The organism is Candidatus Sungiibacteriota bacterium, assembly GCA_016432465.1.
GTDB lineage: Bacteria > Patescibacteriota > Minisyncoccia > Sungbacterales > HO2-52-23.
Map to the genome: position 1 here is coordinate 843,153 of CP066690.1, position 15,575 is coordinate 858,727.

A 15,575-nucleotide genomic window follows, 5' to 3' on the forward strand; every position below is an offset into this window, starting at 1 on the left:
CCCGATGGTAATCGGGGGATTTTAGTTATCTTCCCGTCCGATGCAGAAGGGCAAATAGAGTTTTTATAATTATAAGAAAATCAAGCAGAGCCGATCGATTTTTAGTATAATAAAGGTCATACTGCATCTTTTCCGGCGCATCTTCCACCGAAGCGTCATTCTCCATATTAACCTGCGCCCAGCCGGTAAGCCCCGGTGGGATCAGAAGTCTCATCTCGTAGAATGGGATTTTTTGTTTAAGCTCGGCAACGTAATGGGGGCGTTCCGGCCGCGGCCCCACAAAGGACATCTCACCCTTTAGGATATTTATAATTTGGGGAAGTTCATCCAGATAACTTTTTCTAAGAAACCTGCCGGTACGGGTGTGGCGCGGGTCACGACCGGCCTCTTTTTGACCGCTAAGGTTTTCCGCGTCTTTTACCATAGAGCGGTATTTTATCAGCCAGAAGTCTTTTCCGTGCCGTCCCACCCTCTTTTGACGGTAAAAAGTCGGTCCCTCCGAATCAAGCTTTATGGCCAGGGCAATAAATGGTAAGAGGAGTAGAGTCGGAATGCCGAGCAGAGTGGCCAGCGCCACGTCCCCGATTCTTTTGAAAAATTCGTAAAACTTTTTTCGGATGCCGATAAGGTTTTCCAAAAACCAAACCTCTCCGATTAAGGAAAGAGGAATTTTCCCGGTAAGCATTTCATGATACTGGGGAAATTCAGCCACCGATATCCCCAGCGGTATTACCTGAAAGAGAAGTCTAACCAAGGTTTTATTTCCTTTAAGATCGCTGGTTATGACAATGGTATCAGCGCCGGTATCACGCAGAATATGATCCAGATTTTGATTAAATTGATAGTGGGGAAGGGGAAGGATATCTGGATCGTTTCGGGACTCACCGTTAGAGACAAAAGCCACTGGCCGCTGTCCCAATTGAGGGTTTTTAAGAAGGAAGTCCGCCAGTTCCACCATTTCCCGGTTTACTCCAAAAAAAATAACGCGCGGAGCATGGGTACGGATGATGATGAGATTAAAAAGATAGCGCCAAAGGAAAATATAGATGGTGGCAATTCCCGTGATAAGAAAGAGATTACGCCGCGGTTCTATTTCAAATATGGGGATAAGATAAAGCACTAGAATCGTGACTACGGCGTTGGTGGCCATGACGCGCAGCAGCCGGTACAAAAAGACCTTACTATTTTTCATAAAGCGCAGGTCATAGAATCCGAATGCCCCGAATATTACGAGCCAGAGGAGAAAAATTATAGAGAAGGGAAGGAGATGTCGCTTAACCAATAGGGTATCAAGTTCATAATATTGCCGTAAAAAAAGAGCGCCGAACAGCGCGGCATAAAAAAGGATCAGGTCGCCCAAGATGAGTAAGGAGACTTTTAAAGAGTGTCCCCGTTTAAGCATAAATTTTAATCATGTTCTCAATCATATCACGGAGCCGAAACCTTGTCTCGGATTTTTTTCTGGCATTTTCGCCAAGGGTTTTGCGTAGTCGGACATCTCTCAAGAGAAGGTCTAGGGTCTGGGTAAGCCTTAGGGGGTCTTGGGGCGGTATCAGGAGACCGTCGTGCTGGTGCGTAATCATATCCGGTATGCCGCCTACGGAAGTTGCGACAATCGGCAGACCCGCTTGCATAGCTTCCATTATGGTGTAGGGTAGTCCCTCTTTGAGCGAAGGCAAAATAAAAATATCAAAGCCCTTAAGATAGTGCGCCGCTTCAGGAAGAAAATCAACAAGAAATACTGAACCATGCAGTCCAAATTCCTGAATAAGGTTTTGAAGTTTGGAACGTTCTTCCCCCCAGCCAATGAGCAATGTCAAACATCGAATGTTTGACATTGCGTAGTTGGGGTTGTGCAGGGCCTGTAGGAGACCGGTTAGTCCTTTATTAGGAGTAAACTCGGCTATAGTTCCTATGATAATAGTGTCAGTTTCAAGTTTTTTGGATAATTTTTCCGCAAAAAAATTACGGGCAGCGGCGCGTTCCATAAAATTAACCGGCCCGATTCCGTTATAGATTAAGGCGAGTTTTCTGCTGGGTATAAATTGTTTTGCCGCGTTAAGGTCGGCGGTATTTATTAGAATTATTTTGTCCTGAAATAGCGCCCCCAACCAACTTAAAAATCTGATAAATTTTTTCTGCCACCACGGGCGTTTCTCGTTAAAGGGCCAGCCGTGGACGGTGAAAATAGTTGTAAGTTGTAAGTTGTAAGTTGTAAGTTTGGCGGCGAAAGCCGCAATAGCGCCGAGGCCGCCGACTTTGCTGCTGTTTAAATGTATAATATCCGGTTTCTCGCGCACAAAAATTTTAAAGAGGTACCAAAGAGACACCAACTCTTTCCATAAATTTATGTCGCGCTGGAGTCCGGGAATAGTAATGGTGCGGACTCCCGCTTTTTGTAATTTATCAAAAAGCGGACCGGAACCACCGGTTGCTACCACCACCTCGAATTGACCCCCGGGGAGATTTGTCGCCAAGTCAAAAATGTACCGCTGGGCTCCTCCCCAAACGGATTTGGTGATTACATATAATACTTTTTGGTGGTAGGCCATACAGGTAATATAACGTAATTTGACTTTATTTGGTCAACATGATAAATTGTCGTAAGAGCATTGCGGAGGCTAAAACATGAGGATTTTCTTTATCTGCAAGGTGAGGGGAGTAACTGAAGATAGTGAAGAGTATCAAAGGCAAAAGGCATATGTTGAGGAATGGGAACGCCAAGGGCATGAAGTGCATTGGCCGCATCGAAACACAGAGCAGAAGGATCCTAAACACGGCACTGGAATATGCCGCACGACCTTTTGGGCTATTTTTTGGTCAGATGAGGTGCGCGTGTTATTTGATCCTACAAGTGAAGGTTTTATTGCGGATATGATGATGACTTTTGCTCTGAAAGAGCTGGGTAACAATAACCTCTTTAAACGGTTTGTTGGGAGGAGAAAAGTTGTTGTCATGAATCCAGAGGCGCTGGAGAGAAAAATCGCAGAAGAAATAGAACAACAGATTATAAAAGGAGCAGATCCGCTTTTTGTAAAAAGTTATGCTATGGTTCTTCAGGATTTTGCCCGTGAGACGGCGAGTTTCTAGTTATGTCCAACGCGGTCCAACATTTAACGTTGGACATTTTTTATAATCCGGCAGACTAATTATTGTGGATAAATCCCCTTGACTTTTTAAATAGGAGGATTATAATATAGGTGTGAGTGTCTTTTAGGAGGTGTTCCGCTTACAGCGGAGTATTCCTAAAACTCCAATTTGTCCGCGTAAAACCCCCTTTCGGGGGTTTTACGTTTTGGATGGGTCTCATCCACACCAAGCAGATAAAATATGAAGCTCCACGGGCAAGCCTGTGGTATCCACGGTTTCATGGTTAAGCCTGTGGTCTTCTGGTGCGTGGATAAAAGTCTAGGGGGGTCACAGAGGGTTTAACTCCAATACACTTGTCCTTCGTCCCCCACCCAACTTTGACCGGAGATTTACTTACAAGGCGCCAGAAGGGTTTAACTCCAAAACTTTGTCCTTATGTGAGTGCCGGCTTCTGACGCCGTGAAAATAAAATGTCAAAGTTGGGTGGGGAATAAATGAGTGCCTGCTCCATAGCCCATCAAGAAAAAGGTGGGAGGATGAATGAGTGTCTCTAGTAAACCTTCTTGCTTAAACCCCTCATTATTATATAACATAGATCTGTAGCATGCCAGTAACTATAAAAGAAAATATCTCCCTCGCGCCCCACACTATATATAAAATAGGGGGGCCTGCGCGATATTTTGTGGAGACGAAAAATTCAGATGAGCTTAAACAGGCGCTTGATTTTGTAGCAACAAAAAAAGTTCCTATTTTTGTTTTGGGAGCAGGCTCAAATATATTAGTGAGCGATAAGGGGTTTGATGGTTTGGTAATTCGTATGGCCGGCGGGGAAGTTAAGGTTGAGGGCGAGAGATTGACTGCGGATGCCGGAGTTATGATGGCGCAAGCGGTATTGAAATCAGCGCAGGCTGCTTTAAGCGGTTTTGAATGGGCCATCGGAGTTCCCGGAACTATTGGCGGATCGGTGCGGGGCAATGCCGGGTGTTTCGGCGCAGAGATGAAAGATGTCGTTGAATCGGTGAAAATTCTTGACTTGGGGAAGTCGGACTTCCCAAGGAAGTCCGACTTCCTGATATTGAAAAATACACAGTGTGAGTTCTCGTATCGCGATTCAATTTTCAAAAAACATCCGGAGTGGATTATTCTTTCCGCGACCCTAAAACTTCAAAAAGGAGATCCTGCTAAAATTCAGGAGAAAATAAAACGCATTACTGCCGAGCGCGCACAAAAACAGGACATTGGCACCAAATCCTGCGGGTGTATTTTTAAAAATATTTCTTGGGCCCCGTTAGAGGTAAGCCGCCCCTTGGCGGCTGCCGCCGTGCCGTCCGGGCAGGGCGGACCTCTAACGGGGTGGGCAAGAAAAGATATAAATAAGGAAAAGATTCTTTCACAATTTCCCGAGCTTGAACAATTTAAGGATCAACCCAATGTCCCGGCCTCGTTTCTTATTGATAGGGCAGGACTTAAAGGAAAAAGTGTTGGACATGTTTTTATCTCCCCAAAACACGCCAATTATTTTGTAAATGAGGGCGGTGCAACGGCTGAAGGGGTTGTCACGCTTATTGGGATTGCCAAAGACACCGTGCGACATAAGTATGAATTGTCGCTTGAGGAAGAAATACAGTATGTGGGATTTTAAGGGCTTGGCCTAAATTTTCAATCCCGACTGGTCGGGAGAAGAAAATTTAGCTGCCAAACCTTAACCCCGCACTAATTTTGCCGCGTAAATCTGGGCAGTGCACCATTGAAACCTGAAATGGAATACATTTGCAGCCCGCGCGTGCCGAATAGGCACACACCGTTATGGGTGAGGCGGGCTGCCCCGTTTCATGTTGCAAAATTAGTGCGGGGTTGATGACTATTGCAAGATTTAAATGGATATGGTATTATGAAATTATAAAAAAGCTAAGCTCTTTTGATTAAGTTTGCGAGTTCGCCATAGCGTTTGGCGTGTTTGGAAAGCACTTCAAACGCTGTGGCGAATGGGAGGGTTAAATCGGTGCTCGCATGGTGCGACTGCCGACAAAACCGCGCTACGGCTCGTGCAAGGAGGCCCATCATGGGCGACCATACCAATCTCATCATTACTGCAGTGAACACGCTGACTGCGAACGCGGACCTGGGGTCATTAGATCCCGAACGGTTCCAGGTCCAGGACCGGATCATTCGCGATGGGCAGCGCGCCGGTCGCGAGTTCCGGAAGTTTCTCGAGCTCGGCGCCGAAATCCAAATTGTGGTGCCTGAGCTCCATGTCATCGACTGTCGTATCGCCTCGATGCCACGAGAGTGGCGAGAGACTGGGTGGAAAGTCGAGTGGCACCGCAACCTCGGGCATCAGGTCTTCACGCCTGATGCCATCCGTCTGCACCTCGCCGAGGAGCAGAAGGATGGCAGGATCGTGCGCGGCGACAAGCTGCGCAAGATCATCGAGACCGAGCCGGTCCTCACGGACAACTGGCTTGACTTTCTCCTCGAGCATCCGGAGTTCATACCGGAGTCGTGGAAGGGGAAGGCCATCTTCTTCTGGGGGACTGGCTACCGCCACCCCGACGGCGGCCTCTACGTCCGTTTCCTCTCTTTTAGTGTTGGGCTGTGGTACTGGCGCTGCTACTGGCTCGGCATCGACTGGTCTCAGTCGTACCCGGCTGCGGTGCTCGCAAGCTCCTGATCGCTTGGTCGCTGGGTCACTTGTGCGCAAGGCACTTTGACCCTCTGACCCTTACCTGCCATCAGGCAGGCAAAGAGTCGGTTCACCCCTGGTGGACCGACTCTTAAATTAACTATGATTGAAGTCGAACTTCAATCATTAAAACTTCAATCATTAACTGCCACGGCGGAGGAAGTGGCGACTCTTGTTGAAACTGCAAAAGATACTGTGCGGAGAAAGTACGGCTTGCTACTTGAGGAGGAGATACAGTATGTTGGGTTCGTTTGATACCCCTAAAAAGCTATGCTAAACTGTTTTTGTGGTTCTTTTTGGGGGCGTAAATAATGCGGAAACTAGGCAAGTTCTTTCGTGCTGGTATTATTTTAGTGGCTATTTGGGTTTTTGGATTCTATGCGGGGTATCAGTACAGCTGGCGAGAGAGTGCTTGGCTCAAGGCAGGAGATTTTTATATGGCAGATTTTGATTTACACGGTTGGACAATAGCCGAGGTTAATACCGCAGGACGTCTGAGAGCTATCTTATGGGAAGAGATGCGGAAATTGGAAGAGGGCAAAAAACTGCCATATGCGAAGTGGGAAGTCAAACTCGGAACTCACAAGAAGACAAAGAGGCCGGCACTTCTTGTTATTAAACATCGTACTCTTTATTGGTCACCTGTCGTTATATATTCAGTAAATATGAAAGATATGGATTTGGTGAATGGCCCGAGGTTGCGTCCCATAATGGAGTCTGTGAAGAGTAGTAACCCAGAAGTTGTATACAAAGAATTTATAAGATCGGATGTCGTACCGGTAGTTTATCGACGACTTTATCAAGATTGAGACAGTGGTGCACCGCACCACTTTTATTTATAAAAGAAAGTTATCCACACTTGATTATAAATAAATTTTTGTTGATTATTAAACTATAATGACTAACGGAAACGGAGCATCAAGCGAAATAAAAACTCCATTAAAATTTTTATTTGTGTCGCTGGAAAGTCTAAGCGGTGATTTGGCTTGGACCCTGAAAAAAGAAGGACATGAAGTTAAAGCATACATCAAAGCTAAAGGCGACCAAGATGTCTACAACGGATTTATTGATAAAATAGATAGATGGGAAGACCATACGGATTGGGCAGACATTATTTTATTTGATGACGTATCGTTTGGTGAGACCGCGGAAAAACTGCGTAAAAAGGGTAAGCTGGTGATTGGAGGGTCGGTGTACACCGACCGGCTTGAGATTGACCGCGAATTTGGCCAGCAGGAGCTGAAAAAGCACGGCATCAGTATTCTTCATAGCTGGAACTTCAATGGTTACGATGATGCGATTGCTTTTCTAAAGGCCAACCCGGACCGCTATGTATTTAAACCGAGCGGCAATACACCTTCGGTCGGCAAAGGGCTTTTATTTATTGCTCAAGAAGAAGACGGAAAAGATCTTCTGGAGCTTCTGGAGAGGAACAAAAATGTGTGGCAGAAAAAAGCGCCGTGGTTTCAGCTGCAGAAGTATGTTTCGGGTGTGGAGATTGCAGTGGGCGCCTTTTTCAATGGCCACGAATTTATTTATCCGATTAATGTAAATTTTGAACACAAGCGTGTATTCCCGGGAGACATCGGTCCCTTCACCGGTGACATGGGTGCATTGATGTTTTGGGATACGCCCAATGTTCTTTTTAACGCTACACTGGGTAAAATGCTGCCCGCCCTGCAGACTTCGGGCTACATTGGGTATATTGACATTAATTGTATTGTTAACGGACGCGGTATTTATCCTTTGGAGTGGACTTGTAGATTCGGGTTTCCCACGATTTACGTACAACTTGAAGGGATTTTAACACCGACGGCGGAGTGGATTTACAAATTGGCAAAGGGCGAGAACTTTGAGTTGAAGACAAAAAAAGGATTTCAAATAGGGATTCGGATTAATGCGCCTACCCTTTTTGCTAAGGATAAAGATCATGAGACGGTTGAGATGTATAGAGACTTGCCAGTTCTTTTTAAAAAACCGGAGAATCTTGAGGGAATTCATGCCGAAGACGTAAAAATTGAAGAGGGCACCTGGAGGATTGCAGGAGAATCCGGAGTGTTAATGACCGTGACCGGCTCGGGAACGACCGTGGTTGAAGCTCAAAGACAGGCCTATTTGCGAATCCAAAATGTTATGGTGCAGACCATGTTTTATCGCACCGATATTGGAGCACGGTGGGTTGAGGACAGCGATAAACTTCATACTTGGGGATACCTGGATTAATGACAAATTATAAATGATGAGTGACAAATAGTTTAGTATGAGGGTGGCGGTTCGACAAAAAAACCTAACGATTACGCCGGCCTTGCGGGTTTATATTGAAACCAAGATACTCAAGCCACTAGGAAGACTTTTGCAAAAAGTTGCGCCCACCGAGTTGCCGATTTTAGATTTGGAATTTGGGCGCAGGAGTCGTCATCACCGAAAAGGTGCGGTGTACCACGCAGAAGCAAATTTATCGTTGGGAAGTAGGATGATTCGGGCCGTGGTGGATGACGAGGATATAAGGGTTGCAGTGGATTTATTGGAAGAAGAATTGGAGCGGGGGATACTTGGATGGAAAGGCAAGGCCCGGGCCAAATATCTTCGTGGCGCTCGGCGCGCTAAAAAAGATTTAAGTTTAGATCAGGCAGCACGACTTTATCGTAAGGGCCGCATTCGTAACGAGGGTAATTAATTTGTACACTTAAAACCGATCGATTTTAAGTGTACAAAACGGGCAGAGAGGAGGGGTTGCAGAGAACTAGCCCTTATGCTAGGTTTTTTTTAGTTATTTTGAAAGGGATAAAAATGCCACTAGTAAAACAGCACGGAAGAACCTGGTTCCGAGAGACGCTTTTTCCGGACATAGCCCAATCATTCGCAGTAAATCGTGTACTTCATGAAGAGATCACCACAGATGCTAATGGTTGTACAATCCACGTGCTTCTGGTGTTGGAGACGCCGCGTCTGGGCCGCGTCTTAATATTGGATGGAGTGGTGCAAACAACCGAACGTGATGAGTATCTTTATCACGAACCGTTGGTGCACTGCGCCGCTCACTCGCTTCTTAAACCACCCCAAAGAGTACTTCTTATTGGTTGCGACGGCGGTACGCTCCGGGAGGTAGTAAAATATCAATCGGTTGAAAAGATAGAGGTGGTTGATATTGACAAACGAGTAATTGAGCTGACCAAAGAGTATATGCCGTTTCTTGCTCAAGGCGCATTTGATGACCAAAGGGTAGAGCTTACCATTATGGACGGTGCAGAGTTTGTAAAGTCGAAGCGTCAAGAGGCAGTTAAATACGATCTTATTATAGTTGATTCTCCCGACCCCATTGGTCCTGCCCGTTCACTTTTTACCACGCCATTTTATCTTGATGTAGCTTCTATTTTGGCCAACGATGGAATCGTTATCCGTCAAACCGGGGTTACTATGTATCAGCCGGAAGAGATGCTCGCGCATGTGGTGCAGATGCTTGAAGTTTTTCCGGAAGGCGATGTGCAAATCTTCATGACTGCGGTGCCTACTTATATTGGCGGTTATTTTACCTTTGTTGCCGCATCTCCCCGGAAAGGAATTTTTAAAGAAGCCCCGTCTCTGCTGGATGAGCGCTGCGCCATATTTCCGACAGGTACTTTTCGTTGGTTCAGCCCCCAGATGCATCGTGCAGCCATGGCTGTTCCTCCGACAATTCAGCAGGCAGTAGAGCAGAGCGAATACGGTCGGGAGCTCATTTTAAATCTCTACGGATGCGATCATGATGCTCTTACCAATCGCAATAAGTGGAAGGAGTATCTGCACCAACTTTGTTGTGAAATTGAGATGAAGCAATATGGAGCACCGATTATTACTCCAGATTTTGGGCTTGGTAAGTCTCATACGGCCGGGCTCTCAGCGGTTCAATTCATTGAGACGAGTTCCATAACCATGCATGCCTCTCCTCACTGGCGAAGGATGAATATCAACATCTTTACCTGCAGCAGTCTCGATGCTGACCGAGCGGTAAACTTAAGTATGCGTTTCTTTGGGGCCAAGAGTGCTAAGTGGAAAGTAGAAATCCGCTGTGACATGCTCCCGAGATTGGAAGATGAGATTGTGCTCTGTACCACGCAACGTTCGGATGATCACCTTATGACCGAAAAATATCTATACAGACGTCAGCCAGAAAAAATAGACTCCGCCACGGTTTAATAGCCGTGGTTTTATCTCTTGTATAATTTTTCAAACTTTGTATAATTGATAATTAGCACTCTAGTTAGGTATGGGGGGCCCATGGTAAACCTCCACATACGTCTTGACCTGCATAACTGTCGCGCTGATCCAACCTACCTTACTCATGCGGAAATGGAGGTAGTAATTCTGGAATTAGTTCGGGCTGCCGGTCTTACGGTAAGACGATCGCTGTTGGATCAGTTTGGAGGAGATGGGTATAATCATCTTATTTCCATCTCCGAATCGCATGTGGTGATTGATACCTCGCCCGAGGAGCGCTTTGTGTTGATTGACATTGTTACCTGCAATTTTACTCGTGATAACTTTGAGAAAGCGCGCGATCTTGCTAAAAGACTAGTGGCGCTTTTCCGTCCAGACCCGAAAGAGAGTACGGTTGAGGAAAAAATTCGGGGTCTGACCCCAGATAAAACCCCGCCTTGCAGAACAGTATCGCTTGAAAAGTGGCTAGCCGAAAACGCTCCGTCTACTGTTTCTACTTCAATAACTGTCCCCAGTTACGACTGTTACGATTAAATCTTTCCAGTCCTTCGACAAGCTCAGGACTGGATTTTTTATGGGAGCGTGGTAAGCTCGTTAGAGCTTTTTAAGTGTGAGGCCTAACGAAGATGGGTTTTCTATATCGTGAACAAAAGATTGGAAGCACCCAGGTGTATCATGATATGGAGGGAGAAGGCTGGATGTTTAATAAAGTTGAAAGAGTCTGTGGTAAGAGGCAGCGGATTAGAATAGGGAGACATAAGGAGTACGGGACAATGTTAGATATTGATGGTTTGCCACAAATGGTAGAGCGAGATGACCAGTACACGCCGCTTTTTCTTCTGCCCTCGCTTTTTTCACTTTTTTATCCTAAAAGGCCAACGCAGGGGATACGGGTACTACTTTTGGGCAGCGGGGATGGAGCGGCAGCAAGGCTTCTATTAAAGTTTTCAGAAGTAAAAAGTGTGCTCTTGATAGATATATCGCAGACAGTATGCGAAAGTACACAAAAATTTACTCCTTTTTGGGGCGGATGCGAACGGGACCCGCGGCTCACCGTGATTTATGATGACGCATTTCGTTTAGTGCCAAAACTGGGTATGAAATATGATTTTGTAGGCATTGATCTTACTGACCCCGAAGATGGAGCCATGCCAGGATACTATAGCGCTGCTGCTGATCTTTATTCTAAGGGATTAGCATTGATTTCTCCACTTATTGCGGCCGGCGGCGTATTGGTGATGCAGGCAGGAGAGCTTTCTACGAGGCGTTGGCAGGGTCATGTGCGACTTCGTACTGTCCTTCAGGATTTTTTCCCTTCGGTGTACTCCTATTCCGGTTTTGTAGACTGGATTGGTTACCCACAGTCTTTTATTAAATGTTTTCCGGAAAGTGATCGTCTACCTTTTATCCCATCAAACTATTGTGACGTGACCCCGCATGTTATGAAATCAATTTTTCAGGATGCCTTCCATCTTGACTGTAGTATTAACCCCGATGCTGATCATACAGTATGCAACGCCTTCCAACTTCTGCCTCCAGTGTACTCACTCTATACGTTTGCACCCCTGATAGAGGCACGCATATACCCCACAACCGCACGCTAAGCCGTGCGGATTTTATATTGTCCTTGTCTAGTAATCTATTCTATGTTATAATTAAAGCAGCCCAAAAAGGAGGAGGCGGCGGTGATCTTTAAAAAAGCCTGGACATTATACAGAAAATCTGATGAGTGGGTATTAAAACGGTGCGAGCGACTCGCTCATATGGCAGAAAAACATTTTGGTATCGGTTGTTTCGGGATCGCAAAGGTGAATCTTGTCCTTTTTACTGGATGCGTATTAACGTATCTCGGTTTGGGTATTTTATATGGGCCGCTTAATAGTCCCCTGTGGCATGTGGCGTTTTTGCTTTTTTCTTTAGGATGGGGTTTGCCGTCTTTTATACACGCCTACCTTATGATACATGACATGGAAAGACTTAGTCTTACCAACTTTTCAGGTGTTAACCCGCTGAAGCAGTATTTTTTTCCGATTCGGAGCCTGCAGCGCACTTTTGCGTTTATTGCCACAACCATACTTGATATTTTTCTGCTGAAGGATGCAGAAGGCACGTCCATGATACTTTTTGTTTTTGCCGGAAGCGCGCCGATTTGGATTGGCTTTGTGTTTTATTTCATCGTCTGCGATCAGAAACCCAAGGAGGCCTGAAAATGTGGCAGGTAAAACCCGCATCTACAGGAAAAGTGAAGGAGGCACTTGTTACCTTGGATTCAAAAGCATACGGTTGCGGACTACCTTCCGGTCATCTGGGAGACGAACACGACGGCTATAGTTTTTTTGTCTTGGTTCCTAAAGAAATTGGCGGCAAAAAACTTACGGCTATAGAAGATATAACGTCCCAGATGACCGGAGATCCAGTTTTGACGGCTGTTACAGAAAAGCAGCATCAATGCTGGAAAGCCAGAGATATAATTGCCGTGCCAATAAAATTTGTTTGGGCACATAAAGAGATCGGCCCGTCCGCTTTTTAGCAGGCGGGATTTCCTTTTTGTTTGAGGCCCGCTTTGTATCGGACAAGTTTCTTTCTTGACCCTAGGCCCTTTTAGGGATACTTTAGATTATAAACAACCATGTTTTTGCTTGGAAAATTTTTTGGAGACGCAAATGAAAGGTATATAAAATCGCTGGAACCGCTGGTACACAAGATCAACGCCCTTGAGCGCGGTTACGAAAAGCTTACTGACGAGGAATTAAAAAACCTTACTCAAGAATTTAGGGCGCGATTTATCAAAGGCGAAACCATTGATAATTTCTTGCCCGAAGCTTTTGCGGCGGTTCGAGAAGCGGCAAAACGCGTTTTGGGCCAGCGCCACTTTGACGTTCAGTTAGTTGGAGGTATTGTGCTTCATCAGGGTAAGATTGCCGAGATGAAAACTGGTGAGGGGAAGACGCTTGTTGCCACTCTGCCTCTTTATTTAAACTCTCTTACAGGCAAGGGGACGCATTTGGTTACACCCAATGACTACCTCTCGCGAATAGGCGCTGGCTGGATGGGTCCGGTATATGATGCGCTCGGCGTAAAAGTTGGTGTTTTGGCGCATGAATTTTCCGGAATTTATGATCTCGGACATCAAGACCCGCAGTCGCACGGGGACGACAGGCTTGGTCATTTCAGGCCCGTGAGCCGCCGCGAGGCTTACGGGGCAGATGTTACTTACGGAACCAATAATGAGTTTGGATTTGATTATTTGCGGGATAATTTGGAATATCTGCCAAGTGAACTTAGGCAGGGGGAGCACTATTATGCAATAGTGGACGAGGTGGATTCAATTTTGATTGACGAAGCCAGAACCCCGCTTATTATTTCCATGCCCGATGAGGAGTCAGCAGAACTTTATCAGGTTTTTTCACGCATAACACCGCAACTTAAAGAAAATGTTGATTATAACGTGGATGAGAAATTGAAAGCGGTTGCGATAACCGAAGAGGGGATTGATAAAATTGAGAAAATTTTAGGAGTTGGAAATATCTACGAAGAAAAGGGTATTAGATTTGTGCGCCACCTTGAACAGGCTTTGCGCGCGCAGGCGCTTTTTCAAAAAGACCGTGATTACGTGGTTAAAGACGGTGAAGTAATTATTGTGGATGAGTTTACCGGGAGACTCATGCCCGGACGCCGTTGGTCAGAGGGCTTGCATCAGGCGGTGGAAGCCAAAGAGGGAGTTGAGGTTCAGAAAGAGTCGCGGACTCTGGCCACTATAACTTTTCAAAACTACTTTCGTATGTACGAGAAACTTGCTGGTATGACCGGAACCGCGCAAACATCCGCCGAAGAATTTCATAAGGTTTATAAACTTGACGTCATAACAGTTCCTACGCATAAGCCCATGATTCGGGATGACAGATCGGACTTGGTTTTTAGAACTGAACGAGGAAAATTTCAGGCGGTGGTGCGCGAGATTAAAGAAAGGCACGGCCGCGGACAACCGGTTTTAGTGGGTACGGTTTCCATAGAAAAGAATGAACGCCTGGCTAAATCTCTCCAAGTGGAAGGAATTCCGCACGAGGTATTAAACGCCAAAAACCATGAGCGCGAGGCTTTAATTATTGCTCAAGCCGGACGCCGGGGCGCAGTAACCGTTGCTACCAACATGGCCGGACGCGGTGTGGATATAATTTTGGGAGGTACTTCGGCCTTGCCCGACGAAGCGCATGAAGTGCGCGAAGTCGGAGGCCTTTATGTTATCGGCACTGAACGTCATGAAGCGCGGCGCATTGATAATCAGCTCCGCGGCCGCTCCGGCCGACAAGGTGATTCGGGTTCTTCACAATTTTTTGTGTCATTGGAGGATGATGTGATGCGTATTTTTGGCTCGGAGAAAATCAAGCGGATGATGGAGTCTTTCGGTATTCCGGAAGATCAGCCCATTGAAAATAAAATGGTTTCCAAGGCCATTGAGGCGGCGCAGGCCAAAATTGAGGGTTTTCATTTTGACGCGCGAAAGCACATTTTGGAGTTTGACGATGTTTTAAATAAACAGCGCGATGCAATTTATAAAATGCGGCGCGAGATTCTCTTTGCGACAAACGACATGCGACAAGCGACAAGTTTGAAGGAACAGATTTTTAAAATGATTAAAGAAGAGATCATACGCCTCGTACAATTTCATGCGGTAAGCGATTCGGAGTCAGACTGGAACATTGAGGAAATTTTTGAAAACGTAAGGGCAATAGCAGGAGTTTCTGACGAAGTGCATAAAGAACTCCAAGCAGTTGTTGCCTCTGAAGTGAATAGAGACGATAAGAGGGAAAAAATTATTGAACACCTGCTTACTGCTCTGCAAAAAGTATATGATATCCGTGAACAAACTATTGGTTCAGAAGGCATGCGCAATATTGAGCGCGCGGTTATGCTCCGTTCTATTGATATGCTCTGGATGGATCACCTTGATCAGATGGAGCATTTGCGCGATTCCGTGCGCCTTCGTGCTTATGGTCAGCGCGACCCCCTAGTGGAATATAAAAACGAAGGCTCGCGGCTTTATCGGGAGCTTCAGGCCGCCATTCGAGCGCAGATGGTAAATACTATATTTAAGGTTGGTGGCGCGCCACAAGAGGAGCGGTCTAGGGTAGTGGAGCGAAGGCCAGATATTGCTATTTCTGCGGAGCAGAGCCCTCTAGCCTCAGCCGGTGTCACCCACGCGCCGTCAGGAAAAAAAGAACCAGGCAGGAATAATCCCTGCTGGTGTGGATCAGGAAAGAAATATAAAAGATGTCACGGATAGTGACATCTCGCAATCCTGTACCGTGTCGCCGAAGGCGACTCTGGTACTGGGATAAAAAGTGTCATGGTTCGTAGGGATGAAAACGCCCTTCGTTTTAAGAAGGGCTATGAGAAAAGATTAGTTTCCACGTCTTTGAATAAACCACATTAGGCCGTTATGGACTGCAAGCAGTACACCGATAAGAACGATAAAACCCTTGCCTTCGATTGGAAGTAGCAGTCCCAATACGATAGCAGCGATACCGACCCACATACGACCTTGATAGTTAGGGTAGTTCCGTGGCATGACACAACCTCCAGTTGAGGTGAAGTATGCTGGTTT

15 protein-coding genes are annotated in these 15,575 nt (G+C 46.1%); 13 read left to right on the forward strand and 2 right to left on the reverse strand.

The features are described 5' to 3' along the window. Positions 1-25: 25 nt before the first annotated feature. On the reverse strand, positions 26-1,402 hold the full coding sequence (locus HYW89_04545; GenBank protein QQG45235.1) for a sugar transferase: 1,377 nt from the start codon (positions 1,400-1,402) through the stop codon (positions 26-28). Beyond that, the gene (locus HYW89_04550) at positions 1,395-2,552 is read right to left on the reverse strand and encodes a glycosyltransferase family 4 protein (protein QQG45236.1); all 1,158 of its coding nucleotides are present in this window, start codon (positions 2,550-2,552) and stop codon (positions 1,395-1,397) included. Before HYW89_04550 ends, HYW89_04545 begins: the two co-directional genes overlap by 8 nt. Positions 2,553-2,628: 76 nt before the next feature. Here HYW89_04550 and HYW89_04555 point away from each other — a divergent pair, with 76 nt between their 5' ends. The 13 genes from HYW89_04555 (at position 2,629) to secA (ending at position 15,254) form a co-directional block, all read left to right on the forward strand. Next, positions 2,629-3,090: a hypothetical protein gene (locus tag HYW89_04555; GenBank protein QQG45237.1), complete on the forward strand. Its 462-nt coding sequence runs from the start codon at positions 2,629-2,631 to the stop codon at positions 3,088-3,090. A gap of 604 nt (positions 3,091-3,694) precedes the next feature. Further along, the gene (gene murB, locus HYW89_04560; protein QQG45238.1) at positions 3,695-4,732 is read left to right on the forward strand and encodes a UDP-N-acetylmuramate dehydrogenase; all 1,038 of its coding nucleotides are present in this window, start codon (positions 3,695-3,697) and stop codon (positions 4,730-4,732) included. 420 nt (positions 4,733-5,152) lie between these two features. Next, a complete protein-coding gene (locus tag HYW89_04565; GenBank protein ID QQG45239.1) occupies positions 5,153-5,761 on the forward strand; it encodes a hypothetical protein in 609 nt (202 codons plus the stop codon). Positions 5,762-5,875: 114 nt separating this feature from the next. Beyond that, complete coding sequence (locus HYW89_04570) at positions 5,876-6,028, forward strand: hypothetical protein (GenBank protein ID QQG45240.1); 153 nt, start codon at positions 5,876-5,878, stop codon at positions 6,026-6,028. 56 nt (positions 6,029-6,084) lie between these two features. Beyond that, positions 6,085-6,582 carry a hypothetical protein gene (locus HYW89_04575; GenBank protein ID QQG45241.1) on the forward strand — a complete coding sequence of 166 codons (498 nt, stop codon included), beginning with the start codon at positions 6,085-6,087 and terminating at the stop codon, positions 6,580-6,582. 88 nt (positions 6,583-6,670) lie between these two features. Continuing rightward, positions 6,671-7,996: a phosphoribosylamine--glycine ligase gene (locus HYW89_04580; GenBank protein QQG45242.1), complete on the forward strand. Its 1,326-nt coding sequence runs from the start codon at positions 6,671-6,673 to the stop codon at positions 7,994-7,996. 37 nt (positions 7,997-8,033) lie between these two features. Continuing rightward, positions 8,034-8,450 (forward strand): ribosome-associated translation inhibitor RaiA, encoded by a 417-nt coding sequence (raiA, locus tag HYW89_04585; protein ID QQG45243.1) that lies wholly within the window; start codon positions 8,034-8,036, stop codon positions 8,448-8,450. Positions 8,451-8,563: 113 nt separating this feature from the next. Next, on the forward strand, positions 8,564-9,949 hold the full coding sequence (gene speE / locus HYW89_04590) for a polyamine aminopropyltransferase (GenBank protein QQG45244.1): 1,386 nt from the start codon (positions 8,564-8,566) through the stop codon (positions 9,947-9,949). Positions 9,950-10,030: 81 nt separating this feature from the next. After that, entirely contained in the window at positions 10,031-10,504 is a 474-nt protein-coding gene (locus HYW89_04595; GenBank protein QQG45245.1) for an S-adenosylmethionine decarboxylase, read from the forward strand. 92 nt (positions 10,505-10,596) lie between these two features. After that, positions 10,597-11,574, forward strand: coding sequence for a hypothetical protein (locus HYW89_04600; GenBank protein QQG45246.1), 978 nt, complete (start codon positions 10,597-10,599; stop codon positions 11,572-11,574). An 81-nt stretch (positions 11,575-11,655) separates the two neighbouring features. After that, the gene (locus HYW89_04605; protein ID QQG45247.1) at positions 11,656-12,177 is read left to right on the forward strand and encodes a hypothetical protein; all 522 of its coding nucleotides are present in this window, start codon (positions 11,656-11,658) and stop codon (positions 12,175-12,177) included. A gap of 2 nt (positions 12,178-12,179) precedes the next feature. After that, positions 12,180-12,500 (forward strand): hypothetical protein, encoded by a 321-nt coding sequence (locus tag HYW89_04610; protein QQG45248.1) that lies wholly within the window; start codon positions 12,180-12,182, stop codon positions 12,498-12,500. Positions 12,501-12,599: 99 nt separating this feature from the next. Further along, a complete protein-coding gene (gene secA, locus HYW89_04615) occupies positions 12,600-15,254 on the forward strand; it encodes a preprotein translocase subunit SecA (GenBank protein QQG45249.1) in 2,655 nt (884 codons plus the stop codon). Positions 15,255-15,575 lie beyond the last annotated feature (321 nt).